The organism is Halorientalis pallida, from assembly GCF_004118325.1.
In the GTDB taxonomy this organism is placed as follows: Archaea; Halobacteriota; Halobacteria; order Halobacteriales; family Haloarculaceae; genus Halorientalis; species Halorientalis pallida.
Genome location: NZ_RDFA01000001.1, coordinates 594,389 through 618,349 on the forward strand (window position 1 = coordinate 594,389; position 23,961 = coordinate 618,349).

Sequence of the window (23,961 nt, forward strand, 5' to 3'; positions counted from 1 at the left end):
TCGACCGCCGCGAGAACATGATCACCGTGTTCGTGAAGTCGTTGATCGTCCGCGAGAGGACGGCGGCGAACAGCAGGCCGAACACGAGGCCAGCGACGACGAACAGCGCCGCTCCGAACTGCGGGGACCGACTCCCGACCAGCGCGGCGATCTCGGCGAGTGCCCCGCTACCGCCGAGCAGCGAGAGGACAGCTACGCCGGCGACGCCGCCGCCGACGGCGCCCACGAGCGCCGCGTTCTGTTCGTCCGTGGTCCGGGCAGGCTTGAACCAGTGGGCTTCGAGCAGGACGCCGTAGACCGTGCCCATCAATTGCCCGTACAGCAGGTACGCGAAGATCACCGAGAAGTCGGCCAGCGGCGGGAGCCCCGCGTTGTAGCCCAGGATCGGCAACACGATCGGCATCACGTAGCCGAAGAAACCGTACGCGAGGATGTGCCCGTAGAGCAGGCCGAATCCGCCGGCGGCGACGCCGAGCGCGGATCGTTCCAGCAACGGCACGAGGATCTTCTGGAGCGCCCCGATGTTCCGGGACATCATGATGATCGTGTTCGTGAAGTTGTGCACGGTCCGCGAGAGGAAGACGCCGAAGATCAGCGCGAACACCACGCAGGTTCCGATCCAGACCAGCCACCCGGTGGTGAGCCCACTCCCACCGACCAGCCAGGCGAAGTACTCGAATCCCTGGGTCTTGCTCCCCTCCGGCCCCGGCAGGAACTGGATCAACAGCCCCGCCGGGATCGCAGCGACCAGTGCACCGATCACCGCTGCAACTTGCTCGTCCCGCCCAAACGTCGAGGTGATTTTCGTACTCATAATGTGCCCCGCAAACCCCCAGGTTGTGCGGCTCTCTGGACAGTTCATTCCGTAGTCGGGATAAAAAGTATTCTGCACCTATTGACCGGCAGTTTAAGCCGTCGCGGGAAAGCCGCGGATACCGAAATTCCGGTGACGTGTCCGCCGGTCGACGGGTCAGTTATGGGTTCCGTCTCGGTCGGCGCCGTCCGTCCGAACCGGCTCGCTCCGTTCGTCGTCCACCCGGACGCCACCGGTCTCGGCCCGGCCCGAGAGTTCCCGCTGTGGGAAGGGAATCCCGATTCCCTCGCGGCCGAAGGCCGCCTTGACCCGTTCGACGACCCGGGCCTGGGTGCGCCAGCGCTTGGGCGGTGTGGGGTGTTCGATCCAGAACCGCATCTCGAGGACGACGGCCGAGTCACCGAACTCCCGGGGGAAGACGTGTGGCTTGGGCGTCTCCTCCACGTGATCGACGGTCTCGATGGCCGCGGTCGCGACCTCGGCGGCGGCCGCCGGGTCCGCGTCGTAGTCGATGCCCACGTCGACACGCAGGCGGAGGCGGCCCTTCTGACTCCGGTTGGTGATGGCCCGGTCGGCTACCCGGTCGTTCGGGATGACGACGAACTCCCCGTCGAAGTTCTCCAGGCGCGTGTTGATGATCGTGATGTCGGTGACGACGCCCTCCTCGTCGCCGACCTCGACCCAGTCGCCGATCTCGAACGGTCGAGAGAACATCAACACGAAGCCCGCGATCAGCGAGCCCAGCGTCTGCCGGGCGGCCAGCCCGACGACGATGCCCAGGAAGCCCGCCCCGACCAGCAGGCCACCGAGATCCACGCCCCAGAACCCGAGCAAGACGAACGCGACGACCACGAGCAGGCCGATCTGACCGACCCGGGTGACGATCTGTTCCTGATGGGCGGTCATCCGGTCGGCCTCCCGGCTGAACGCGGCCACGGCGTCTTCGAGCAGGCCCATGCCGACGTAGGCACCGACTACCAGCACGCCGGTGAACACCCAGGCGAGGACGTCGGCCAGCGAGAACTGCACGAGCGCGTAGGCCTGTGCGATGAGCCACTGCTGGTCCCAGATCACCAGGAGCGTCAGCCCAGTGACGAGAGAGATGCCGACCTGGAGCGACCGGAGTAGGAGGACGACCGGCGTCGTCACCGGGAACCGGTCGTTGACCTGCCCGACGAAGTCGTCGATGGTCCCGCCGAGGTACCGCCTGGCGACGAGTCGCCTGCCCTGCCGGAGCAAGAGCGGGACGACCAGCGCGGCGAGCGTGATGGCCGCGAGCGCGAGGCCGACGCTGGCGAGGAGCCGCCCCTCGGTCGACGACAGGCGGCCGAGTACGGACCCGAACTGGGCGACGAACGAGAGATTCGCGGGCACTAGTCACTGCGTACGGCGACGGAAACGGAAAAGCAGCCCGTGTGTATCGCGGTCCGAAAGGCAATGACACGCTCGCTCAGTCGAGCGAGCGTTCGAGGAACCGCCGTCGCAGTTCCGCGTCGGGGACGGGACACTCCTCTTTCTTGCCGAACACCTGGTACCGGTGGTCGCCGACGAAGTCGTAGACGCGGTCTCTGACGCCCTCGGGGACGGCGGTCAGCGCGTACAGGAGCGGGAGCGGGCCGTCGAGTTCGCGACAGACCCGGAGCGCCGCCTCGGATTTCGTGTAGTGGTCCTCGCCGTCGATCAGGACGATGGAGTCGAAGTAGTCGGGTTCGAGTCCGTGCCGGGTCAGCAGTTCCCGCCCGACCGGCGACTGGAGCGGGGCGAACCGAAAGCGACCCGCGTCGTCGAACTTCACGAGGAGCCTGAGCGACCGGTTACAGAGATTGCAGACGCCGTCGAACAGGAGGACCGGGCGCTGGATCCCGTCGGCGATCTCGGCGGGGTCGCGGTCGTCGTCGCCACTCCCGCCGCCGTTCCCGGACGCGTCCCGCTGTTCGTCTGCGTCGCCACTCATGACCGATCAGACGCCCCGACCCTGCAGTTTCTCCTCCTCGGGCAGGTCGGCGTTGGCGTCGCCTTTCATCCCCGAGCCGATGTTCGAGGAGATGTCGGCCAGCTTTTCCGGGTCGTCCCAGTTGTTGACCGCTTCGACGACGGCCGTACCCATCGCCTCGGGGTCCTCCGCGCCGAAGATACCCGAGCCGACGAAGATGCCGTCACAGCCGTGGTGCATCATCAGGGCGGCGTCGGCGGGTGTCGCGATGCCGCCGGCCGCGAAGTTGACCACGGGGAGCCGCCCCATCTCGGCGGTCTCGTGGACCAGGTCGATGGGTGCCTCGTGTTCGCGGGCCCACTTTTCGCGCTCCTCGTGGGTCATCCCCTTCAGTTTGCGGATGGAACTCTTGATGTTGCGCTGGTGGTGGACGGCCTGGTTCACGTCGCCGGTACCGGCCTCGCCCTTGGTGCGGATCATGGCCGCGCCCTCGTGGATGCGCCTGAGCGCCTCCTGGAGGTTGCGCGCGCCACAGACGAACGGCGAGGTGAACTCGCGCTTGTCGATGTGGTAGCGGTCGTCGGCCGGTGTCAGCACCTCGCTCTCGTCGATCATGTCCGCGCCCACGGCCTCGAGGATCTGTGCCTCCTTGGTGTGGCCGATGCGGGATTTCCCCATCACCGGGATCGAGACCTCGTCGATGATGGCCTCGAGCGAGGCTGGATCGGCCATCCGGGCGACCCCGCCGCGCTTGCGGATGTCTGCCGGCACGGCTTCGAGGTTCATCACCGCCACGGCACCGACATCCTCGGCGATGCGGGCCTGCTGGCGGTCGACGACGTCCATGATGACGCCGCCTTTCTGCATCTTCGCGAACCCGCGCTTGACCAACTCGGTCCCGCGACGGAGCTCCTCCAGATCAGTCGCCTCTGACATACGACCTGCTAGGGTTTTCACGCACTTAACCCGTGTCCTTTCCGGAAAAACGGAACTGCGACCACGCCGGCCTCCGATACCGTTTTGCCACCCTCGGCCCTGGGTCCCCGCATGTCCGTCGTCACCAGGCTCGGTCGCCGGCTGGAGGGGTTCATCGCCCGCTACTTCGACGCCCCCCTCCCCGACCGTGAGGCCCTGCCGCGGTACGTCGCGCCCCTGCCCGCGTGGATGGAAGACGCCGCCCTGCGACTGGCCTGGCCCATCGCCATCGTCAACCTGCTGGGCACCGCCTTCGGCTTCTGGTACTACGGCATCCAGCCGTTCTCGGCTCCGATCGTCGACGTGCAGTTCGCCATGACCGCCCCCGAGATGTGGATCTTCGTCCCCGACAGCCCCGTCGCGACCGGCTTCATCGGTCTCTCGCTGATCGCCTGGCGACTCGACTGGCAGGCGGAGTGGATTCACGTCCTGGCTTTCTTCGGCTGTATCAAACTCGGCCTCTGGACGCCGTACGTCCAGCTCCTAGTCAACGGCCTCGGCGACCTGAACCCGCTGATGTACCACTTCCTGATCTGGAGTCATGCCCTGATGGCCGTCGAAGCCTTCCTGATCCACCGCTACAGCCGCTTCCCCATCTGGGCCATCGCCGTCGCCACGGTCTGGTACACCCTCAACGACGTGGTGGACTACTTCGTTCCCCTGATCGGTGATCCCCATCACACCCTCCTGCGCGCCGAACAAACCGTCGTCGGCTTCGACCACTCGCTTCCCGCCCACAATCAGGCCGCCGCCGGTGCTGTCGTGTTGACCATCCTGGCGGTCTTCCTCGCGACCGCGACGCGGGCGAAGAAGGCCGAACTGGCGACGGCCGAGTGAACGCGATCACTCGGCGGTTATCTCGGCTGTCGCCGGTCCCACGGTGATCGTGACAGCCGTCACCGTCTCCGGATCGAGGATTTCGGTGGTCGTCTGACCGCCTCCGACCGCGACGGCGATCTCGAAGCGTTCGTCGGGTACAGCGGTCCGCAGTGTCCGTGTCTCGTCACCGTCGAGACGCGTACCGCCCTCGAACACTGTTCCGTCGCTGGTCCGGCACTTGAGTTTGCAGGCCAGCGCGTCGTCGTCTTCGTTCCGAATCCTGATACCGGCTTCCGCCTCGCCATCCCGAAGCCAGTAGGCACCGATCCCGACCCCGACTCCGGACGCCACCAGCGCGCCGAGGAGGCCGTAGGGCACGTCGCTCTCACCGTCAGTCGTACCTGTTTCCCCGCTCCCGGGCACCGTTTCTGACCCTCCCGTTCTGTCGCCGACCTGCGTCGCCTCACTCGTGGGGTCCGCCGCGAGTTCGGTTCGGGTACTCGTTCCGTCTTGGCCGCTAGGTGCTGTCCCCGACGGGCCAGTACCGCCCTCATCCGGGCGCCCGGTCGCGGCAGTCGCAGCGAGTCGATACACCGTCCCGTCCGCGTTGCCGGCGTATACGGACCCATCGACGATCGTAGGCGGAGACAGGAGACTACTGGCGCGCCCGCTCCGCCACGCGACGGTGCCGGTCGCCACGTCGACCGCGACGACTTCGGGTGTAAGGACGTACACCGTGCCGTCTGCGACAGTCGGCGCCCGCGGATAGCTGGCCGATACGGACCAGCGTTTGCTCCCGTCCGCGGCGGCCAGTGCGTCCAGGGTCTCGTCGTTACAGACGAACACTGTCCGGTTCGCGACGGCGAGTGTGTGCACGCTCGCGATCCGACCCGTCTCGTAGCGCCACCGCTCACTCCCGTCGGTCGCATCGACCGCGTAGAAGGTGCCCGCGTCGTCGTTGCTCCCGGCGTACACGACGCCGTCGGTGACGACTGGCGGCGTGAACACGAAGTATTCGGCATCGAATCGCCAGCGCTCCCGCCCGTTTCCTGCGTCGTAGGCACGCAAGTCCTGGGATCCGGTTCCGACGTACGCCGTTCCGTCGACGACCGCCCCAGCGGTCGCGGTTCCGAACCCACCGACCGACCAGCGTTCGCTGCCGGACTCGGCGTCGATGGCGGCGAACGATCGGTCCGCTTCACCGTCGTTAACCGGCGCGTATACCGTTCCGTCAGTGACCGTCAGGCTCGTCGCGACCCGGCCGTTCGTCTCGTACACCCACTCCTCGCTCCCGTCAGCTGCGTTCAGCGCGAAGACGTTTCCGGCCCCGTTCCCGATATAGACGGTCCCACCGTCGACGACAGGGGCGCACTGGACCGCGGCGCCGGTCCTCGTTCGCCAGCGCTCGGTGCCGTCGCTGTCGTCCAGCGCGTATACCGATCCGTCGGCGCTCCCGGAATAGACCCGTCCGTCGACCACAGCGATCTGGTTCCGTACCGGGCCGCCGGTTTCGAAGCGCCACGCCTCGCCGATCGCTTCGTCCGGACCGGTGTTGTCCGGTGCGTGTCCCGTGTTCCCGTCGTCGTATCCGTACTGTGTCCACCGTTCGCCACCAGCCTGAAGCGACCGTCGACTCCAGCGCGACCCGATGGCGGCCGCGGTACCGAATCCGCCCATCGCCGACAGCACCGATCGCCGAGTGGGTCGTTCCACGCGCCGGCGTACTCACGTCGGCAGATTGAATCTTGGTGTCGTTTCGGACGCGAACTCGCAGAGACTGTGTCGGCAATACCGCCGGACAGGCGTCCGTGAAGCCAGCTGTGAACCCGTCCGGCTGACGGGATTTACTCCTCGTCTCGATCCGCGTGCGCCCGCACCCACAACTCCCCGATCCGGGACAGTCTGGTCCGGTAGGACTTGCCGTGTTCCTCCTGCTCGATGTAGCCTTTCCCGCCCGGTCCCAGTCGGTCCACGTTGTAGATCACTTTCGACCGGAAACTGTCGGTGTACTCCTCGCCGAGTTCCCGGGAGAGTTCCTGGGCCAGTTCGGAGACGGACTCGAACTCGCCGTGTTCCCCGAGGGTGAAGAGGATGATCTCCTCGAAGGGTTTGACGTTCGAGAAGGAGGCCACGGGGAGTTCGACGACGTGGCTGCCGTCGATCTCTTTCGCGCCGATGGTGGTCCCGCGCTCGTCGAACTCGTCCAGGAGGTTGCGGGCGCTCTCCAGTCGATCGGTCACCCGGTCGTCGTCCACGTCCTCGCGCAGGTCCGAGAGCAGGTCGATCTGCCGGCGGAGTTCCTCGGCGAGTTCGGTCTCGAGGTACTTCTCGGGGACCGTGTAGTAGGTGTGGATGCGGTCGCGGTCCTCCTGGCGCTCGACCATGATGGAGTGGGCTGCGGTGGCGAAGGCAAAGGAGACGGTGCGGGGCATCGCGGAGATGTTGACCCAGACCTCGCTACCCTCGCCGTCCTCGCCGTCGCTGTCCCGCCCGCGGTCGAGTTCGGCCATGATGAGGCTGTAGGCCTGCTCGAACGCTTCGTCGTAGTCGTAGACGTCCTCGACGACGATGCGCTCGGTCCCCGCCCCCAGCAGGTTCGTGAAGTCTTTCTCCAGTTTCTCCGCGAGGTTGCGGGAGTACTCGACGTTGGCCTCGCTCCCCACGGCCCCCTCCAGCAGGACCACCCGGTCGACGTCGAGCCGCTCGCGCACCAGCGGCGCGATCAGCCGGTCGTAGTCGAAGCCGACCGGCACGATGTGAGTCTGCATGCCCGCCCGTACTCGTCGGCCGGGTGTTAATGATTCGACCTGCTATCGGTCGCCCACGACCTCACCTCACCGGACAGGCCGCTCAGTACAGTCGCGTCCCGTCGGGCACCTCACGCTCGGGCTGGAGGTGGACGACGTCACCCTCGGCGTCGTCGACGCCGGTGACGAGACACTGGCTCTCGAACCCGGCGATGTTTACGGTGCCGAGGTTGACCACTGCGAGGACCTGCCGACCCTCCAGTTCCTCGGGGTCGTAGTTGTCGGTCAGACCGGCCACGGACTGGCGGGTTTCCGAGCCGAAGTCGACGGCGAGTTTGTACACGTCCTTGCGGGCTTCCGGGAACGGGTCGGCCGAGCGGATGGTTCCGATCCGCATCTCCACGTCGTCGAGAAACCGTTCGGGGTCGATGTCGGCTTCGTCGATACCCATGGCTCACCCACCGCAGGGACGGGTGAAGTGCGTTTCGTCGCCGCGCTCGGACCTGCTGGCCACGTGTCACGACGGTAGGTATATGACGGCAAGGCCGCTACGTTCACCTGTATCCATGGGTGCGTTCATGGAGACATCATCATCACGCAGTTCACAGCATCGCCCCCAGCCGGGGCAGTTCACCAGCTATGCAGGATTCAGCGAAATACTTGATTCACGCGGACGTCGTCGCCGACGGGGTGGTAGAGCGGAGTGACGTCGTCGGCGCGGTGTTCGGGCAGACAGAGGGATTGCTCGGCAGCGAACTCGACCTCCGGGCGCTCCAGGAGTCCTCGAAGGTCGGCCGGATCGACGTGGAAATCCAGTCGGAGGGCGGCCGTTCGTACGGCGAGGCGACCATCGCCAGCGGCCTCGACAAGGTCGAGACCGCCATCCTGGCGGCCGCCCTGGAGACCATCGACCGCGTCGGCCCGTGTCGGGCGGACTTCCAGGTGACCAAACTGGAGGACGTGCGCGCGGCCAAACGCCGGGAGATCGTCAAGCGAGCGACCGATCTGCTCGCCGAATTCGAGGGCGAAGTCGCCCGGAGCGCCGACCTCATCGAGGAGGTCCGGCAGGCAGTCCGGGTCGAGGACATCACCGAGTACGAGGGACTGCCGGCCGGCCCCCGCGTCAGCGACAGCGACGCCATCATCGTCGTGGAGGGCCGGGCCGACGTGCTCCAGTTGCTGAAGTACGGCATCAAGAACGCCGTCGCCGTCGAAGGCACGGACGTGCCACAGCCGGTCGCCGACCTCACGCGCGAGCGGACGGTGACTGCCTTCCTCGACGGCGACCGCGGAGGCGACCTGATCCTCAAGGAACTCCAGCAGGTCGGCGACGTTGACTACGCCGCCTTCGCCCCGGAACACCGGTCCGTCGAGGACCTGGCGCGCGACGAAGTGATGGCCGCACTCCGGGAGAAGGTCCCGATGGAGTCCGTCGCGGGTGCGAGTTCGCCCCACGAGACCGTCGCCGCGACCGACGGGAGCGCCCGCCCGGCACCGCCGGAGGCGACCGACGACCCCCAGTCGACCGCGACACCGGAGACGGCCGACACCGCATCTGCCGACCGGAGTGCCGAGGACGCGACCACCGAGGCCGACACGATCGAAGACACCACCGACGACGACACGGCGGCGACCACCGATGCCGCCGACGAGTCGACTGACGACGAGAGCGCGACGGACGCGCCGGCCGACCCGGAGACGCTGGCGGGCCACGTGCAGGCGGTCGTCGACGCCAATAGCGGCACTGTGGTCTTGCTGGACGGTGAGTTCCGGGAGTTCGCGTCGGCCCCCGCGAGCGAGGCGTTCGACGCCGTCGCCGACGCCGACGTGACGCCGACGACGGTCGTCCTCGACGGTGAGCTCGACCAGCGGGTGCTCGACGTGGCCGCCCAGCGCGGCGTCGAACAGATCGTCCCGCACTCGACCGGGGAGTTCGTCAAACAACCGACGGGCGTCCGCATCCGGACGGCCGATCAGTTCTGAAGCGGCCGGGCCAGCAGGAGCCCGGCTCCGTCCTCGTAGTGATCCGGGAGTCGCTCCTGCTCGGCGAAGCCGTTGGAATCGTAGAAGCCTCGCGCCCGCTCGTCGTCGGCACGGACCGTGAGTTCCAGCCGCTCGAAGCCGTCCGCTGTGAGCCGATCACACAGCGCCGTCAGCAGTCGCGAGCCACGGCCCTCGCCGCGGTGGCCGGCCGCGACCGCCAGCTCCGCGAGATACGCCACGGTGTCCTGCGGGATGGCGACGGCGTACCCGATCGGTTCGTCGGCCTCGTCGGCGACGACCAGCACCACCGGCGGCCCGTCGATGGCAGGTTCGAGCAGGCCGTCCCAGGGTTCGGCCAGCGACGCCAGCTGGATGGCGCGCAGTCGGCCCAGATCGGCCGGTCGGGCCGGGCGGATCATAGTGCGCCGAGCGCCAGCGCGACGACACCACCCGCGACAGCGGCGACGCCCGTCGCGAGGAAGTTGACGACCTGGTTCCCGAAGTACCGACCCTCGACGGTCGCCCCGAGGAGGCTGTCGGCAGTCATCCCGAGGACGCCCGCGCCGACGATCACCAGCGCGCCCAGCGGCTGGACCGACTCGAAGGCCACCGCGATGGCGGCGATCAGCCCCGCGCCCGCGATCCCGGCGAGTTCGCCCTGCCAGGTCACGGCCCCGTCGGTACCCGGCGCGACGCGCTCGAAGGTCGTGATGAGCCGCGGCTGGTCGAACAGCCCGCCGATCTCGCTGGAGAGTGTGTCGCTCATCGCCGCGGCGACGGCCCCGGCGAAGGCGAAGAGGAACACGTCGGGCGAGACGGGCACGTGGGTCGGACTCGCCGCGAACCCGACGACCGCGACCAGCGCCATCAGGGAGTTGGCCAGCACGTTCCCGCTCCCGCGGACCCCCTCGTTCTCCTGTGCGATCCCCCGATCCTGTTTCTCGTCGTAGCGGAACTTCGTCGAGAGCGCGCCGACGCCGAAGAAGGTGATGAGCATGGCGAACCAGCCGTACCCCCCGAGGACGATGGTCAACAGCCCCAGCAGGACACCGGTGACCATCCCCGCGATGGAGGCCGCGTCCAGCCAGTAGGAGACGTAGCCGAAGCCGACCGTCACCGCGAGCGCGACCGCGACGCGGACGGGCGAGACGGCGACTCCGAGGTCCGCGAACAGCCACAGCAGGAGTGCGACGGAGAGCATCACCAGCGGATCGTCACGGGCGAACAGGACCGCCCGCAACAGCGACGCCAACAACGCTCCGCTGACCGCAAAGAAGGCGAGCGTGGCCGGCAGGACGGACTCGGGCGTCAGCGCCACCGTCGCCAGCCCCGCGCCGAATCCCAGCACCGAGCCACCGGCGACGAATCCCGCTGTCGCGACCGCCGGTTCCGACCGCCACGCCCTGACGAGGTGTTCCGCGAGGTTCCCGTACGAGAGGATGAACACCGCCGTCGAAAAGACCGTCATCGGAAGCGCGAACTGCAGGGCCAGCAGTGCCAGCCCCGCGATGGCGAGCGAGAAGCCCGCCAGCCCGTAGAGGCGACCGTCCTCGCGGTCGCCCGGCCGGGCGAACAACTCGAACACGAATCCCTCCTCGACGTAATAGAGGGCCAACACGGCAATCGCGATGAACGGGAGTGTCCCGGCGACGGTGGCGACCGCCTGCGACGTGAGCCGGTCGGTGAACGGCACCGTTCCGGCGACGGCGGCGACCAGCTGTGGAGTCACCCGGCTGACGGCCGGGACGAGCAGGCCACCCGTCCCGACCAGCGCGAACGCCCCCGCTCGCCGGACTGTCGTCGTCACGTGCCGCCCGTTTTCCCGAGACGCACTTAACAACCACCTTTTTTCGTGGGGGCCTCGCGCTCGCCTGCGGCGAGCGCTCGACCCCCACCAAAAAATCTGGATCAAAAAAGGCGGATCGCGCGGTAGCGCGATCCGTTGCTGTGCTGGTGCTCGACCGCGACCACACCGCTACCGCAACGACCCTCCACACCACCGTCCCGCTACCGCCACCGCACCAGCAGCCCGCTACGCGACGGGCGAACTCGCCGGGTACCGACAAGACAGTTACCGCAGGCTACAGGATCGACGACCGTGCGCCGAATCGCCCTCCTCGCCTGCCTGCTCGTCCTGGCCGGCTGTCACACCGGCGGCGGACCAGTGGCGCCCACAGCGACGACGACGCCCGCCCAGGCACCGACCGTCTCGGTCGCGAACGGAAGCGACGACCCGTTCGACCTCCCTATGTTCCGGTCGATTCCCGAGGTCAACGGTACCGTCGAAGTCGTCACCGTCGGGACCCAGCACGATTTCGAGGGGAGCGTGGCTGTGGTCGTCTGGAACGACGCGCCGCGGAACCGGTCGATCCGAATTGAGTTGACGTATCTCCCCACCAACGAGACGCTCTATCGCCGGGTGGCGGTACCGGCCGACGAGGCGGTCGAGTTCGACGTGATGCGCTCGGGCCGGTACGCGCTGACGGTGAAGACGAACGCGACGACACATTCGCTCCCGCTCGGACGGGACACGTTCGACTGCAACGACCACACGTTCGGTGTCCGGGCCCTCCCTGACGGGAACGTAACGCTGTCCGGGCTCAAGACGCAACTGGGCTGTAGCCCGCCCGGCGAGTGACCGCGACCGCGCACCGACCCGTGACCTTCATACTCCGTGACGGGAAATCCAATCTGTGGGCATCTACGATCAGTACCTCGCGGTCCGAACCCAGTGGGCCGACGAGGCGACGCCGGACAACGTCGCCGTCGTCATCACCGAGCGCGACCTGCTGGAACAGGGCGCGTACGACACCCTGGAGTCGTTCTTCGACTGGGCCGTCGAGTACGGGGCCGAGCGGGTGATGGTCTACGTCTCCGTTCTCGACGCGGAGGCCGTGCCGACCCTCCGACGCGCGCTCGAAGACGTTGACGCGCCCCGCGAGATGGCCGTCCGCGGCCCCGACGACGATCGCCGGGCCGATGCCCCCATCCAGGTGAGCATCGGTCTCGGTGGGAAACACGAGTTCGCCGCCGCCGTGCAGAGCGTCGCCGAGGAAGTCGAGGTGGGCGAGTTGACCCCCGGCGAAATCGACGAGGAGGACATCGAGGACCGGCTTGTCTTCCCGACCGATCCCGACCTCGTCATCAAGACCGGAGCCGAGCGACTCTCTGACTTCATGATCTGGCAGTCCGTCTACTCGGAGCTGTACTTCACCGACGTGAACTGGCGGGACTTCCGGAAACGCGAGTACCTCCGGGCGATCCGGGATTTTCAGGACCGGCAGCGGCGGTTCGGACAGTGACTGCAGGGAACGATCCGATCCGTCAATCGGCCGCTGGTTCGGCCTCGAACTCGGCCTCGATGTCCTCTTCGTCCAGTCGTTCGCGCTCGCTACTGGGCAGTGCGTCGCGGAACCGCCCGAGGATCGACCGGGCCTCCTCGAGTTCGGCGCTCCCCATCGCCCGGACCAGCGCGAGGGCGCGTTTGGCCCGGGCAGTCCGCCAGGACTCCTCGCGGGACTCGTAGGTGCGGATCGCCCTGAGGAAGTCGACTTTACGGAACTCGGGCCAGTAGGGGGTACAGAAGAAGACGGCGGCCTCGTTGCCGTTGGCGTGCCAGGGCAGGAAGTTGCTGGTGCGTTCGGCCCCGCCGGTCCGGAGGATGAGGTCGACGTCCCGGGACGGGCCTTCGTAGAGGCGATCTTCGACGGTCTCGGCGTCGATTTCCTCGGGATCGAGGTCGCCGTAGACCACGTCACGGGCCACGTCGCGGGCGGCCCCGAGCAGTTCCGCGCGGCCGCCGTAGGCCAGCGCGATGTTCAACTGGAGTTCGTCGTAGTCTCGGGTACGGCCCTCGGCGTACTGGATGGCGGTGCGGACCCGCCCCGGGAGGTCCTGGGTCTCGCCGATCGCCCGAATCCGCACTTCACCCTCGTGGACGCGGTCGGCGTCGGCGAACTCGTAGAGTTTCTCCTCGATCAGGTCGAAGAGGGCCTCCCGCTGGTTGACCGGGCGGTCGAAGTTCTCCGTCGAGAAGGTGTAGAGCGTCAGCTCCTGGATACCGAATTCGTCACACCAGTTGAGCATGGCCTCGGTCGTCTCGGCCCCGGCGCGGTGACCCTCCGTGGCCCCTTCACCATTGTTCCGGGCGTAGCGACGGTTCCCGTCCTGGATGACGGCGACGTGATCGGGCATCCCCGATAGCTCCCACCGCAGCAACCGTTCGTACCCCGACAGCGCCTGCTGGCGCACCCACGCGAACATTGTAGGAAAATTCTCACCCCGTGATAAGTATCTTGTCCTCCCCGGCGGTATGGGGTGGGGTGACCCGCAGGCTTTTAATATAGTGACGTCCTCTGAGTAGTTGCAATGGCGACCGGTACGGTTGATTTCTTCAACGACACTGGCGGTTACGGATTCATCGATACCGAAGACGCGGACGAGGACGTCTTCTTCCACATGGAAGACGTCGGCGGCCCCGACCTCGAGGAAGGGCAGGAGGTCGAGTTCGACATCGTGCAGGCCGACAAGGGCCCGCGTGCGGAGAACCTGGAGCGACTGTAACCATGGCGGAAGGCACAGTCGACTTCTTCAACGACACGGGCGGCTACGGCTTCATCGACACCGAGGACGCGGACGAGGACGTCTTCTTCCACATGGAAGACGTCGGCGGCCCCGACCTCGAGGAAGGGCAGGAAGTGGAGTTCGACATCGTGCAGGCCGACAAGGGCCCGCGCGCCGAGAACCTCACCCGCCTGTAACCGGGCACGTCAGTCGCGGTACTGTGCGGGGCCGCTGGCCCCGAGACGCAAACGTTCGAGCAGTGGCACTGCCGGCGGCACGACCCCCGCGGCCAGCCCGAGACCGTGAGAGGTATGGGGACGGGCCGGCCAGCAACGAACAATGGACACGCAGGACCCTATCGATCCGGACCTCTACCAGCGAGCGGAAGCACTCCTCGAACCCGGCGAGATCGAACTCGTGGGGATCATCGTCCACACGGAACTGGGTAGCGACGACGAGGCTACACTCCACGAGGCGACCATCGAGATCGGCGAACTGATCGCCGAACACGCGGAACAGGATCCCAAGGACACCTACGTCTACTCGGGCAACGACGACCCCGAGTTCGGGCTGAACCAGCACCAGGGGCGCACGCTGGACGGCGACGAGTTCGTCTGGGAGTGCCAGCAACTGCTCCGGGAAGAGGAGTTCAAGATCGTCTTCTACTACGAGGCCGACGTCGATCAGGACCGGCTGGTCGAGGCGGTCCGCGAGGACGGCTACACGGTCGAACCGGTGGCGGAATCGGGCTAACTCGCGGCCGGACAAGCGCGGATTTATGCCGCCCCGACCCCGAGATCCGTGTATGAGCGAAGACCTCTCGCGGGTCGACCGGGCGATCGTCAACGCCTTCCAGGGCGGGTTCCCGGTCGTCGAAAGGCCCTTCGAGCCGGCGGCCGCGGCGCTCCAGGATCGGGGCGTCGACGTCGACGCCGACGACCTCTTCGAGCGGCTCAGGGACCTCGACGACGAGGGTGTTCTGACCCGATTCGGCGCGCTGATCAACGCCGAAGAGATCGGCGGCGCGGCCACGCTCGTCGCCATGCACGCCCCCGAGGAGCGGTACGACGAGGTAGCCGAGCAGGTCAATTCCTACGACGCGGTGGCACACAACTACGAGCGCGAGCACCCGCACCTCAACATGTGGTTCGTCGTCAGCGTCCCGGACACCGACGAGGTCGAGGAGACGCTGTCGGCCATCGAGGCGGATACGGGCCAGGAGACCTACAACCTGCCCAAACAGCAGGAGTTCCGGGTGGAGGCGAAGTTCCTGCTCGACGGCCCGATCCCCGAAGGCGACGTGGACCTCTCGGACCTGGGCCCCGAGGTGACCCCGACCGACCGGACCTCGCTGACGCCAGCCGAACTGGATCTCGTCCTCGAGATTCAGGACGGGCTCCCGATCTCGCCGACGCCGTATCACGACGTCGCCGAGGCGGTGGGCGAGGACGTCGAGTGGGTGCTCTCGACGATCAAGCGGTTTAACCAGGAGGGGAAGGTCCGACGTGTGGGCGTGATCCCGAACCACTACGCGCTGGGCTACACGGAAAACGGCATGACGGTCTGGGACGTGCCCGACGAGGTCGTCGACGAGGTCGGCCCCGCCGTCGCGTCGCTCGACTTCGTCACGCACTGCTACGAGCGGCCCCGGCACGAGGGCGTCTGGCCGTACAACTTCTTCGCGATGACACACGGCCGAAGTGAAGCAGAGAGCGCCGAGCGCGTCGAGCAGGTCCGCGAGAAGATGACCGAGTTCTGGGACGTGGCCGACGCGGACTGGGACACGCTGTTCTCCACCCGGATCCTCAAGAAGACGGGGATCCGGATGGACGAGCGTGCGAAGGCCAACACGGTCGAACCGGAGGAGGCCGACGACTGATGCGCAGGGACAGATGATTCCCTTGCTTCACGACTTCACGGGCGCGACGGTCCTCGTGTTCGGCGGCGGGTCGGTCGGCGCGCGGAAGGCACGGCGGTTCGCCCGCGAGGCCGACGTGCTCGTCGTCAGCCCGACGTTCGCGGACGTGGAGTTCGGCGGGGCCGAGCGAATCCGTGCCGCGCCGGACGCCGACGCGGTCGGGGAGTGGATCGACGATACCGATCCCGCGCTAGTGGTGGCCGCGACCGACGACGGCGACCTGAACGCGGCCATCGAGGACGCGGCGCGGGAGGCGGGCGCGCTGATCAACCGGACGGACGAACACGGCGAGCGCGATCCCGAGAGCGTCGTCGTCCCGGCCACAGTTCGGGACGGGCCGGTGACGGTCGCGATCTCGACGGGCGGGACGAGTCCGGCGTTGAGTCGGTACCTGCGCCAGCGGATCGAGGACGACATCGACGGGGCCGGCGAGATGGCGCGGCTGACGGGGGAGTTACGGGCGGAGATGCAGGCCGACGAGGTCGATCCGGGGCGGCGTCGGGATGCGATCCGGGCGGTCGTGCGATCCGGGCGTGTTTGGAAGCATTTAGATAGTGGCAGGACAAAGCCTCGGCAAGTGGCCGAGGACGTGATCGCGGACGTGACGGGTGATTTACAGTGATAAACGGAGCCGGCGTGATCGCGGGTGTCAGCATCGCCCACGGACAGGCTAGCGTCGACGACATCGAGGCGGCCTGTACCGAGAACCAGCGTCGGGCCGTCGAGTCACTGCTCGATCAGCCAGGCGTCGAAGAGGCGTACGTCCTCCAGACCTGTAATCGCGCGGAGGCCTACGTCGTCGCCCCCGAGGCGTCGGTCGGGCGGGCCGCCCTGGAGCGGTACCGCGCGGACGTACCCGACGGCGCCGTCGTCGAGATGGGGCACGAGGAGAGCCTGCGCCACCTCCTGCGCGTGGCGGCCGGCCTGGAGTCCATCGTTCTGGGCGAGGACCAGATCCTCGGCCAGGTCAGAGACGCCTACGAGGACTCACGCGGCGTCGGGGCGATGGGGCCGGTGCTGGAAAACGGCGTGACCAAGGCGATTCACGTGGGGGAGCGCGCCCGGACCGAGACCGCCATCAACGAGGGGACGGTCTCGCTGGGCAGTGCGGCCGTCGACCTCGCCGACCGGGAGCGCGACCTCGAGTGCGCGACGGCACTGGTCGTCGGCGCGGGCGAGATGGGTTCGCTCGTCGCCAAGGCCCTCGATGGGGTCGTCGAGCGCGTCCTCGTGGCCAATCGAACCGTCCCCCACGCCGAACACCTGGTGGGCCGACTCGACGTCGAGGGTGACGCACTCGGCCTCAACGGTGTCTCGACGGCCATCGAGCGAGCGGACCTGGTCATCACGGCGACGGGGAGTCCCGAACACGTCGTCACGTTCGACACCATGGACCGCGCCGGTGACACCTTCGTGATCGACCTCGCTCAGCCCCGCGACGTACCGCCGGCGGCCGACGACCTCGACGCCGTGACGGTCAAAGACATGGACGCGCTGGAGTCGGTGACCACGGCCTCCCGGAAGCGCCGGGAGTCGGCCGCCGAGAAGGTCGAACAGCTCGTCGACGAGGAGTTCGAGCACCTGTTGACCCAGTACAAGCGCAAACGGGCCGATCAGGTGATCGCGGGGATGTACGAGAGCGCGGAGCGCATGAAGGCTCGCGAACTCTCGACAGCGCTGGAGAAGCTCGATCTGGACGACGAGGAGAAGGAAGTCGTCGAGTCGATGGCCGACGCGCTCGTCGGGCAGTTGCTCGCGCCGCCGACACAGAGCCTGCGCGACGCGGCCGAAGAGGACGACTGGACGACGATCAACACCGCGCTCCAGCTGTTCGACCCCGAATTCGGGTCGGACGTGCCGGAGTTCGTCTCCAGCATGGACCCCGAGGACATCCCTGAGGACATGAAAGCGGAGATGCCACAGGCGGTCCTCAACCAGCTGGACGACTGATTCTCACGACTCGCGGGCTCGCGTCGCGATGCCCGGGATGCCCAGTTTGAGAAAGGCCGGCACCGCCAGCGTCGCGACGGCGACTTCCAGCCCGCCCACTGTGAGGAAGGCGGCGACGTAGCCGTACTGGTCGGCGACGGTCCCGCCGACGAGGACGCCGGCCAGGAAGCCGAGACTCCCGACGGCGTTGAACGCGGCCATCGCCACGCCACGTTGCTCGTCGGCGGCCAGGTCGGTGACCAGCGCCATCGTCGCCGGGGCCATCAGCGCGCCGATGACGCCGACGGCGACCATCGCCGCCCCGGCGAGTGCCACCGTGGGTGCGAGTCCGACGCCGATCACGACGATGCCGTACAGCGTCGACCCCACGAGGACGGGAACGGTGCGCCCGATGCGGTCCGAGAGAACCCCGAATGGGTACTGGAAGAGCGCGAACGGGGCGAAAAACAGCGCGAGCATCAGGCCCGTGCTGCCGGGTGAGAGTTCGAACACCTCCCGGAAGTAGAGGGTTCCCACGAGGGCGAAAAAGCCCGCGGTGAGTCGGTCGACGAAACCGAACGCGCAGGGGACGAGGATGGCAGGTGTCTCCCGGATCGTCTCACGGACCGCACCGAACCGGCCCCGGTCGTCGGCGGGGGCCCGGTCGGTGACCCGCGATGCGAGGAGGCCGACGACGACCAGCAGGGCGCTGGCGGCGACCAGTGGCGCGAACGGGCTGACCTCGTACAGTTGCCCGCCAAGCGGTGCGCCCAAGGCCGTCCCGCCGCCGATGGCGATGCCGGCCGCACCCATGTTCCGGCCGTGCCCGCCTTCGAGGTCCATCAACATCGTGATCGACAGGGAGAACGCGCCGATGGTCGCGGCGCCCTGCAGGGTGCGTAGAACCAGTACGGCGAGGAAGGGGATGTCGAGTACCTGCGGGAGCCCGGCCAGCAGTGCGTAGCCGGCCGCGCCCGCGAGTGCGCCGGCGACGATGAACGGGACCCGGCGGCCGGCGGCGTCGCTGGCCGCGCCCCAGAGGCCGGCGAAGAGAACGAACGCGCCGAACTCGGCGGCGAGGAACCACATGCTCGCGTCCAGGGTCGTGTCGGCACCCAGGGCCGTCACCAGGGTGTCGATGCCAGGGTAGAGCAGCACCTGGGCCAGCAGGACGGCGAACACGACGGTCGCCAGGGCGGTGCGAGCCGAACGAGTCGTCACACTCGGGCTTCGAGCGCGGGTGAGGAAGGGATTTCGATGCCGGGAGCCCGAGATTTATTCCCCTCGCGACCGTGTACGGAGACATGGCAGAGCTGCTCAGCGACTCCGAGATCGACGTGCAACTCCCCGACGAGTGGGACCGGGACGGCGACGAGATCGTCCGAACCTACGAGTTCGATTCCTACCTCCCCGGCGTCGGGTTCGCGTCGGGTATCGGCGGCATCGCCGAGGACGCCTGGCACCACCCCGAGATCACGATCACCTGGGGCGAGGTCGAGGTCCGGCTGACCACCCACGACGCCGGCGGCATCACCGAGAAAGACATCGACCTCGCCCAGCGGTTCGACGACGTGTACGAGTGACGACGCCCGGTGACGGTGCTGGTGACGGCGGCAACAGCCCGACGAGTCACGCGGAGTACGTTCTTGGCTGTCGGTTCCGGCTCGAACCGGCCCCAGCAGGCCTGCGGGCCGAACCCGCCGAGTTCGAGACGAAACTCCACCGCGAGGCCGACCCGCCCGGGGAGGACGGGTGGCTGTTCTTCCGGGACAACTGCTGGCGCGGGGAATTGAACGATCCGGACTACCTCCGGGACCTCACCGAGGACGCTCTGGGCGTCACGGTGCTGTCGGTCGACTTCCGCGAACTCCGGACCGACGAGGCGTACCTGTCGGCGCTGAAAGCCGAGATCGACGCGAACCTGAATCTGTTCAACGCCGACAGCACCGCCGAGGTCCTCTCGAAGTATCTCGGGTCGTCGATCCGCGTGGTCGACGACGCCTGACCGAGGACTGTCGAACCAGCACGCCTTTCTTTCGTCGTTCAGTTGTCGAAAGTATGATCGAGTACGACGACAGCACGGCGATCGAAATCGAACTACCGACGGCGTTGCTGGCGGCGGTCGACGAGGCGGGTGCGGCCGGTGGGTACGACGGGCGGTCCGAGGCAGTGCAGGCGGCGCTCGTGGCCTGGGTCGACGCCGTCGAGACCGAGAGCGAGGACGGCGGTGGCGGCCTCGACGGACTCTCGGACGGGCTGAGCGACGTGGACGTCGACGTGGGTGTCGACGTGGGCGTGGACGAGGGATAGGGAGGACGACAGACGGACGTCCCTGGGCGTGCGAGCGGTGGGAGCCACGAGGAAGATGCCGAGCGGCAGCGAGCGGCCCTCACTCCGCGAACTTTCCAGGTGCGAGCGACCAGTCCCAGTCGCGGTGGCGCAGGCGCGGGCTCGCATCGCCGGGGATCGCGCCGTACTCGCGGAGCAGGTTCCGGATGCCCGAACCGCCGCCGAAGTCGCCGCGATACCAGAGGAACAGTTTCGGGACCGTCACGACGCCGGCGTCGGGGTCGTAGTCGACGGTGGCATCGAGGTACGCGCGGGTCGCCTGGTCGAGTTGCTCGTCGATGCGGTCGGCGTCGTAGACCCGGATCGCGGGGCAACTGGTCGCCCCGCAGTTGAGGGCGAAGTGGACTCGCGGGTCGGGGTCGGAGAGGGAGTACCGGCGCTCGAAGCGGCCGGCCAGGACCTGGGGGAGGTAGCCCAGTCCGTACTTCGTGCGGGTGCCACGGACGATGCCGTGCTCGATGGCGTCCAGACTCAGATCCGCCCCGGCGACGGTGAGGGCGGTCGCCCCGAAAAAGCGGAAAAAGCGCAACTGATTCTCGTACAGTTCGGGCCGGCGCGAGAGCAGAAGCTGGGTGCCCGCGTTGTAACAGTTCGACCAGAAGGCCAGGGCCAGGGCCGGATCGGACCGGAGCGGCTCGAGGGCGGTCTCGTCGTACTGAGCCAGTCGCTCCAGGTAGGGGTCGGGCGAGTCGCCGGTCCGGACGGCCGCGAGGAGTTCGCGGGCGCAGTCGGTCGGGTCGAGGTCGTCCGCTCGCTCGTGGACCGTCGTCTCCGCACCCAGCGGGGTCGCCCTGTCGCTCATGGAAGGACGGGAGGCTCGGACGTCAAAAAGCGTTGTGCGGTCCGGTACCGGTCGCGCACACGCCCGTCGACGGATCTGCAGTCACGGCACACAGCGCCCACATCGTTAACATGTCTTCGTCGCTAGAGGGGCTATGGCAAACGAGCCGACGACGCTCGCGGAGACGACGAGTCTCTGTCCGAGGTGTCTCGAACGGGTGCCCGGGACCTACGAGGACCGGGGCGACGGGGTGCATCTGACGCGGACGTGTCCGGACCACGGAACCACCAGCCGGCAGGTCTGGGGCTCGCGCGACCACTGGGAGTGGGCCGGCGAGTTCGGTCCGGACTTCTCGACCGACGCCGACGAGGTGGACCTGACCGTCGAGAACGACCACGCCTGCCTCGCAGTGGTCGAGGTCACGTCGGACTGCAACCTCTCGTGTTCGTACTGTTTCGCGAGTTCCGGTCCGGGCGGGAACCACCGCCCGACCGCGGAGGTCGTCGATCTGCTGGAGACCGTCAAGTCCGAGGGCGGTCCACGGCCCGTCCAGTTCTCGGGCGGGGAGCCGACGGTGCGGGAGGACCTGCCGGAGCTCGTCGAGCGCGCACGTGAGATGGGGTTCGAGCACGTCCAGGTGAACACGAACGGGCTGAAACTGGCGACGGTCGAGGGGTACGCCGACCGGCTGGCGGCGGCGGGTGTCACCGCGATCTACTTGCAGTTCGACGGTCTACGACCGGCGACCTACGAGGCGATCCGGGAGGTCGACATCGCGGCGGAAAAGCGCGATGCGGTCGAAGCCTGTCGAGAGGCGGACCTGCCGGTGGTGCTGGTACCCACTATCGTTCCGGGGACCAACGACGACGAGATGGGCGACATCGTCGAGTTCGGGATCGAGAACGCCGACGTGGTGCAGTCGATCAACTTCCAGCCGGTGGCCCACTTCGGCCGGTACGCCGAGAGCGACGGCCGTTTCCCGCTGGACGAGGTGGCGCGCCGGCTCGCGGCGCAGGTCGAGGCGCTCGCCCCACGGGACCTCCTGCCGATCCCCTGCTGTTCGTCGTACTGCCAGCTCGCGACGGCACTCAAACCCGACGGCGACGGCGGTGCGACGGCGCTGACGCAGTTTCTCGACGACGACACCTTCGACTCGCTGTCGGGACTGGTCGACGAGGGCGACTGGATGGAGTTGCTGGCGAACACGACCGCCGGGAGAGAGCGGGCCTGTTCGGCGGCGGGCTGTTGTGGCGGGATGGACCTCCCCGCAGGCGCGGCGGACCTGCTCGATCGGGTCCTGCCGGTCTCGATCACGGGCTTCATGGACGCCGACGCCGCCGACGTGGAGCGGCTAGACAACTGCTGTATCTCCGTCCCGACGCCGGACGGCGACCTCGTGCCGTTCTGTGGCTACAACATGACGACCGAGGACGGTGACTACGCGCTCCGGAATCGTCACGACTGGGGCGGTCGGCCGGCCGTCGAGGCCCCGGAACTCGCCGATCTCGACGTGGACGACCCGCCGGCCGCCGACGGGGGCGATGGCGAGACGGTCCGCGAGGAGGGGGACTGACCGTGCAGAATCCACTCGACGCCGCGCTGGCCAACCCCTGGGGTGCGCTCCGGCGCGTGCTGGGGGACCCCCTCCACCCTGGTGGGACCGACGCGACCCGGCGATTGCTCGACCGGGCCGACGTGGGCGCGAACACGCGACTGCTCGACGCGGGGTGTGGTGCAGGTGGGGCGCTCGACCTGGCCCGCGACCGCGGCGCACGGGCGGTCGGACTGGACCGCGACCCGGGCGGGGACGGCGCGGTGCGGGGCGACGTGACTACACTCCCGGTCCGGGAGGACGGCGTGGACGTGGTCCTCTCGGAGTGTGTCCTCTGTCTGTCCGACGATCTGGACGCGGCGCTGGCGGAGAGTCGGCGCGTCCTCGGCCCGGACGGCCGACTCGCCCTCTCGGACGTCGTGGTCGACGGCGACGTGCCCGACCTCCCCGAGCCCGTCGCGCAGGCGCTCTGTCTCACCGGCGAGCGCGAGCGGGCGGCACTGCTCGACCGGATCGAGGGGGCGGGCTTCGCCGTCGGTGAGGTCCGCGATCACCGCGAAGACCTGCTCGCTATGCGCGACCAGGTCGCGGACGCGGTCGACTACGAGGGCCTGCTGGGGCTGTTCGGCGCGCGCGGCGACCGGCTCCTGGCGGGGATCGAGGATCTCGAAGCCGCCGTCGAGGACGGTCGGGTCAGCTACGTCTCGCTGGTCGCGACCGCGGAGTGAGCGGGACGGTGGCCTACTCCCCCAGTCGACCCGTCGCGGCGACGATGCTCCCGCCGTAGTAGTCGTCGACCGACGCCGTGGGGAAGGTCCGCTCCAGCGCGGCCGTCACGTCGGACTCGGAGATCCAGTTCGTACTCGCCCGAAACAGGGGGACGATCACGGGGTTGAGTGCGCGCCAGGGGAGCGACTGGAAGGGGCGGGCGTCCAGCACCGCGACGCGGCCGCCGGGCGCGAGGACCGACCGGGTGGCGTCGAGGACGGCTTCGGGGTCGGGCATCGCGCTGAGCGACATCGCGGCGTAGGCGGCGTCGAAGGGGCCGGCGACGGGGAGTGTCGCGGCGTCGGCGCGGACGGCGTGGACGTTCCCCCAGCCCGCCTCGCTGATAGTCTCGCGGGCGCTGGCGACCATGCCGGTGCTGTAGTCGACGCCGACGACGGTTCCCTCGGGGCCGACGCGCTCGCGGAGGGCCTCGAAGTTCGTCCCCGGGCCACAGCCGAGTTCGAGGACGCGCTCGCCCGGGTCGAGCGCGAGCGCCTCGACGCCGCGCCGGCGGAAGGTCCCCTCGCGACCGAAGAACGCCAGGCCGTAGAGGAACCGCTGCGCGCCGGTGTGGCGACTCCACCAGTCGTAGAGCCGCTGGCCGCGCGTGCTCACGCTCTCACCCGGGTGACGGGAGGCCAGTCCGGCGCCGTCTGCGAGTCGGTCATTCGGGTAACCCTTCGACCGGCACCGGAAAGGGGATTTCGGCGGCTGGCGACTTCGGGCGGCGACAACACTTTCCGCGCGGGCGCTGACAGGCGCAGGCAGGGGGACGACGCCACAGCCGGGGGGCACAGTCGGAGAGTCGATCACGCTGTCGACCGGGGAGA

Annotated in this window: 28 protein-coding genes; 15 read left to right on the forward strand and 13 right to left on the reverse strand. The window is 68.2% G+C overall.

Going from position 1 to position 23,961, the window contains the following annotated elements:
* From EAF64_RS03225 to pdxS, 4 genes are all read right to left on the reverse strand, one after another.
* The coding region (locus EAF64_RS03225; RefSeq protein WP_193767556.1) for a hypothetical protein at positions 1–814 on the reverse strand (814 nt) is incomplete at its 3' end.
* A 156-nt stretch (positions 815–970) separates the two neighbouring features.
* Entirely contained in the window at positions 971–2,188 is a 1,218-nt protein-coding gene (locus EAF64_RS03230; protein ID WP_129067521.1) for a mechanosensitive ion channel family protein, read from the reverse strand.
* A gap of 76 nt (positions 2,189–2,264) precedes the next feature.
* Positions 2,265–2,768, reverse strand: coding sequence for a thiol-disulfide oxidoreductase DCC family protein (locus EAF64_RS03235; RefSeq protein ID WP_129067522.1), 504 nt, complete (start codon positions 2,766–2,768; stop codon positions 2,265–2,267).
* A gap of 6 nt (positions 2,769–2,774) precedes the next feature.
* Complete coding sequence (gene pdxS / locus EAF64_RS03240) at positions 2,775–3,683, reverse strand: pyridoxal 5'-phosphate synthase lyase subunit PdxS (RefSeq protein WP_129067523.1); 909 nt, start codon at positions 3,681–3,683, stop codon at positions 2,775–2,777.
* 111 nt (positions 3,684–3,794) lie between these two features.
* On the opposite strand from pdxS, the gene EAF64_RS03245 reads away from it, so the two are divergent.
* On the forward strand, positions 3,795–4,559 hold the full coding sequence (locus EAF64_RS03245) for a DUF1405 domain-containing protein (RefSeq protein WP_129067524.1): 765 nt from the start codon (positions 3,795–3,797) through the stop codon (positions 4,557–4,559).
* Between the two features lie 6 nt (positions 4,560–4,565).
* On the opposite strand, the gene EAF64_RS03250 is transcribed toward EAF64_RS03245, so the two are convergent.
* The 3 genes from EAF64_RS03250 to EAF64_RS03260 form a co-directional block, all read right to left on the reverse strand.
* The gene (locus EAF64_RS03250) at positions 4,566–6,254 is read right to left on the reverse strand and encodes an outer membrane protein assembly factor BamB family protein (protein ID WP_129067525.1); all 1,689 of its coding nucleotides are present in this window, start codon (positions 6,252–6,254) and stop codon (positions 4,566–4,568) included.
* 131 nt (positions 6,255–6,385) lie between these two features.
* Complete coding sequence (locus EAF64_RS03255; protein ID WP_129067526.1) at positions 6,386–7,309, reverse strand: HFX_2341 family transcriptional regulator; 924 nt, start codon at positions 7,307–7,309, stop codon at positions 6,386–6,388.
* Positions 7,310–7,391: 82 nt separating this feature from the next.
* Positions 7,392–7,739, reverse strand: a complete 348-nt coding sequence (locus EAF64_RS03260; protein ID WP_129067527.1) for a tRNA-binding protein — start codon at positions 7,737–7,739, stop codon at positions 7,392–7,394.
* 188 nt (positions 7,740–7,927) lie between these two features.
* On the opposite strand from EAF64_RS03260, the gene dnaG reads away from it, so the two are divergent.
* Complete coding sequence (gene dnaG, locus EAF64_RS03265) at positions 7,928–9,271, forward strand: DNA primase DnaG (RefSeq protein ID WP_129067528.1); 1,344 nt, start codon at positions 7,928–7,930, stop codon at positions 9,269–9,271.
* Here dnaG and EAF64_RS03270 read toward each other — a convergent pair.
* Together EAF64_RS03270 and EAF64_RS03275 are read right to left on the reverse strand one after the other, a co-directional pair.
* On the reverse strand, positions 9,262–9,690 hold the full coding sequence (locus tag EAF64_RS03270) for a GNAT family N-acetyltransferase (protein WP_129067529.1): 429 nt from the start codon (positions 9,688–9,690) through the stop codon (positions 9,262–9,264). The genes dnaG and EAF64_RS03270 overlap by 10 nt on opposite strands.
* Positions 9,687–11,078 carry a DUF92 domain-containing protein gene (locus EAF64_RS03275; RefSeq protein ID WP_129067530.1) on the reverse strand — a complete coding sequence of 464 codons (1,392 nt, stop codon included), beginning with the start codon at positions 11,076–11,078 and terminating at the stop codon, positions 9,687–9,689. Before EAF64_RS03275 ends, EAF64_RS03270 begins: the two co-directional genes overlap by 4 nt.
* 291 nt (positions 11,079–11,369) lie before the next feature.
* Between EAF64_RS03275 and EAF64_RS03280 the strand changes: the two genes are divergently transcribed.
* Both EAF64_RS03280 and EAF64_RS03285 read left to right on the forward strand, forming a co-directional pair.
* Positions 11,370–11,909: a hypothetical protein gene (locus tag EAF64_RS03280; RefSeq protein ID WP_129067531.1), complete on the forward strand. Its 540-nt coding sequence runs from the start codon at positions 11,370–11,372 to the stop codon at positions 11,907–11,909.
* A gap of 55 nt (positions 11,910–11,964) precedes the next feature.
* The gene (locus EAF64_RS03285) at positions 11,965–12,573 is read left to right on the forward strand and encodes an undecaprenyl diphosphate synthase family protein (RefSeq protein WP_129067532.1); all 609 of its coding nucleotides are present in this window, start codon (positions 11,965–11,967) and stop codon (positions 12,571–12,573) included.
* A gap of 22 nt (positions 12,574–12,595) precedes the next feature.
* Here the strand turns inward: EAF64_RS03285 and uppS are convergent, their stop codons facing one another.
* A complete protein-coding gene (gene uppS, locus EAF64_RS03290; RefSeq protein WP_129067533.1) occupies positions 12,596–13,534 on the reverse strand; it encodes a polyprenyl diphosphate synthase in 939 nt (312 codons plus the stop codon).
* A gap of 105 nt (positions 13,535–13,639) precedes the next feature.
* Between uppS and EAF64_RS03295 the strand changes: the two genes are divergently transcribed.
* The 6 genes from EAF64_RS03295 (at position 13,640) to hemA (ending at position 17,702) form a co-directional block, all read left to right on the forward strand.
* Positions 13,640–13,834, forward strand: coding sequence for a cold-shock protein (locus tag EAF64_RS03295; protein WP_092691914.1), 195 nt, complete (start codon positions 13,640–13,642; stop codon positions 13,832–13,834).
* A 2-nt stretch (positions 13,835–13,836) separates the two neighbouring features.
* Positions 13,837–14,031 (forward strand): cold-shock protein, encoded by a 195-nt coding sequence (locus EAF64_RS03300; RefSeq protein ID WP_092656603.1) that lies wholly within the window; start codon positions 13,837–13,839, stop codon positions 14,029–14,031.
* A gap of 142 nt (positions 14,032–14,173) precedes the next feature.
* Positions 14,174–14,587, forward strand: a complete 414-nt coding sequence (locus EAF64_RS03305) for a DUF5778 family protein (RefSeq protein ID WP_129067534.1) — start codon at positions 14,174–14,176, stop codon at positions 14,585–14,587.
* Between the two features lie 52 nt (positions 14,588–14,639).
* Positions 14,640–15,713 (forward strand): siroheme decarboxylase subunit beta, encoded by a 1,074-nt coding sequence (ahbB, locus tag EAF64_RS03310; protein WP_129067535.1) that lies wholly within the window; start codon positions 14,640–14,642, stop codon positions 15,711–15,713.
* A gap of 13 nt (positions 15,714–15,726) precedes the next feature.
* Positions 15,727–16,374: a precorrin-2 dehydrogenase/sirohydrochlorin ferrochelatase family protein gene (locus tag EAF64_RS03315; RefSeq protein ID WP_129067536.1), complete on the forward strand. Its 648-nt coding sequence runs from the start codon at positions 15,727–15,729 to the stop codon at positions 16,372–16,374.
* Positions 16,371–17,702, forward strand: a complete 1,332-nt coding sequence (hemA, locus tag EAF64_RS03320; protein WP_129067537.1) for a glutamyl-tRNA reductase — start codon at positions 16,371–16,373, stop codon at positions 17,700–17,702. Before EAF64_RS03315 ends, hemA begins: the two co-directional genes overlap by 4 nt.
* Positions 17,703–17,705: 3 nt before the next feature.
* On the opposite strand, the gene EAF64_RS03325 is transcribed toward hemA, so the two are convergent.
* Positions 17,706–18,902, reverse strand: a complete 1,197-nt coding sequence (locus EAF64_RS03325; RefSeq protein WP_129067538.1) for an MFS transporter — start codon at positions 18,900–18,902, stop codon at positions 17,706–17,708.
* Positions 18,903–18,985: 83 nt separating this feature from the next.
* Here EAF64_RS03325 and EAF64_RS03330 point away from each other — a divergent pair, with 83 nt between their 5' ends.
* From EAF64_RS03330 to EAF64_RS03340, 3 genes are read left to right on the forward strand one after another with little or no spacing between them, the layout of a single operon-like run.
* Positions 18,986–19,264, forward strand: a complete 279-nt coding sequence (locus EAF64_RS03330) for a 4a-hydroxytetrahydrobiopterin dehydratase (protein ID WP_129067539.1) — start codon at positions 18,986–18,988, stop codon at positions 19,262–19,264.
* Entirely contained in the window at positions 19,261–19,686 is a 426-nt protein-coding gene (gene lwrS / locus EAF64_RS03335; protein ID WP_153188275.1) for an LWR-salt protein, read from the forward strand. The genes EAF64_RS03330 and lwrS overlap by 4 nt, the downstream gene beginning before the upstream one ends.
* Positions 19,687–19,739: 53 nt before the next feature.
* Positions 19,740–19,991, forward strand: a complete 252-nt coding sequence (locus EAF64_RS03340; RefSeq protein ID WP_129067540.1) for a hypothetical protein — start codon at positions 19,740–19,742, stop codon at positions 19,989–19,991.
* Positions 19,992–20,070: 79 nt separating this feature from the next.
* Here the strand turns inward: EAF64_RS03340 and EAF64_RS03345 are convergent, their stop codons facing one another.
* The gene (locus EAF64_RS03345) at positions 20,071–20,832 is read right to left on the reverse strand and encodes a DUF547 domain-containing protein (protein ID WP_129067541.1); all 762 of its coding nucleotides are present in this window, start codon (positions 20,830–20,832) and stop codon (positions 20,071–20,073) included.
* A 133-nt stretch (positions 20,833–20,965) separates the two neighbouring features.
* Here EAF64_RS03345 and EAF64_RS03350 point away from each other — a divergent pair, with 133 nt between their 5' ends.
* On the forward strand, positions 20,966–22,384 hold the full coding sequence (locus EAF64_RS03350; RefSeq protein ID WP_129067542.1) for a radical SAM protein: 1,419 nt from the start codon (positions 20,966–20,968) through the stop codon (positions 22,382–22,384).
* A gap of 2 nt (positions 22,385–22,386) precedes the next feature.
* Entirely contained in the window at positions 22,387–23,091 is a 705-nt protein-coding gene (locus EAF64_RS03355) for a class I SAM-dependent methyltransferase (RefSeq protein ID WP_129067543.1), read from the forward strand.
* Positions 23,092–23,104: 13 nt separating this feature from the next.
* Here EAF64_RS03355 and EAF64_RS03360 read toward each other — a convergent pair whose 3' ends face one another.
* A complete protein-coding gene (locus EAF64_RS03360; RefSeq protein WP_129067544.1) occupies positions 23,105–23,746 on the reverse strand; it encodes a class I SAM-dependent methyltransferase in 642 nt (213 codons plus the stop codon).
* Positions 23,747–23,961: the final 215 nt, after the last annotated feature.

Bases quoted from the DNA above. Each gene is read 5' to 3' on its own strand.
- EAF64_RS03305 (WP_129067534.1), top strand. From the start codon at position 14,174: ATGGACACGCAGGACCCTATCGATCCGGACCTCTACCAGCGAGCGGAA.
- EAF64_RS03255 (WP_129067526.1), bottom strand. From the start codon at position 7,309: ATGCAGACTCACATCGTGCCGGTCGGCTTCGACTACGACCGGCTGATC.
- EAF64_RS03350 (WP_129067542.1), top strand. From the start codon at position 20,966: ATGGCAAACGAGCCGACGACGCTCGCGGAGACGACGAGTCTCTGTCCG.
- EAF64_RS03295 (WP_092691914.1), top strand. From the start codon at position 13,640: ATGGCGACCGGTACGGTTGATTTCTTCAACGACACTGGCGGTTACGGA.
- EAF64_RS03245 (WP_129067524.1), top strand. From the start codon at position 3,795: ATGTCCGTCGTCACCAGGCTCGGTCGCCGGCTGGAGGGGTTCATCGCC.
- dnaG (WP_129067528.1), top strand. From the start codon at position 7,928: ATGCAGGATTCAGCGAAATACTTGATTCACGCGGACGTCGTCGCCGAC.
- uppS (WP_129067533.1), bottom strand. From the start codon at position 13,534: ATGTTCGCGTGGGTGCGCCAGCAGGCGCTGTCGGGGTACGAACGGTTG.
- EAF64_RS03330 (WP_129067539.1), top strand. From the start codon at position 18,986: ATGGCAGAGCTGCTCAGCGACTCCGAGATCGACGTGCAACTCCCCGAC.
- EAF64_RS03345 (WP_129067541.1), bottom strand. From the start codon at position 20,832: ATGAGCGACAGGGCGACCCCGCTGGGTGCGGAGACGACGGTCCACGAG.
- EAF64_RS03260 (WP_129067527.1), bottom strand. From the start codon at position 7,739: ATGGGTATCGACGAAGCCGACATCGACCCCGAACGGTTTCTCGACGAC.
- EAF64_RS03300 (WP_092656603.1), top strand. From the start codon at position 13,837: ATGGCGGAAGGCACAGTCGACTTCTTCAACGACACGGGCGGCTACGGC.
- EAF64_RS03235 (WP_129067522.1), bottom strand. From the start codon at position 2,768: ATGAGTGGCGACGCAGACGAACAGCGGGACGCGTCCGGGAACGGCGGC.
- pdxS (WP_129067523.1), bottom strand. From the start codon at position 3,683: ATGTCAGAGGCGACTGATCTGGAGGAGCTCCGTCGCGGGACCGAGTTG.
- EAF64_RS03315 (WP_129067536.1), top strand. From the start codon at position 15,727: ATGATTCCCTTGCTTCACGACTTCACGGGCGCGACGGTCCTCGTGTTC.
- EAF64_RS03270 (WP_129067529.1), bottom strand. From the start codon at position 9,690: ATGATCCGCCCGGCCCGACCGGCCGATCTGGGCCGACTGCGCGCCATC.
- ahbB (WP_129067535.1), top strand. From the start codon at position 14,640: ATGAGCGAAGACCTCTCGCGGGTCGACCGGGCGATCGTCAACGCCTTC.
- EAF64_RS03340 (WP_129067540.1), top strand. From the start codon at position 19,740: ATGATCGAGTACGACGACAGCACGGCGATCGAAATCGAACTACCGACG.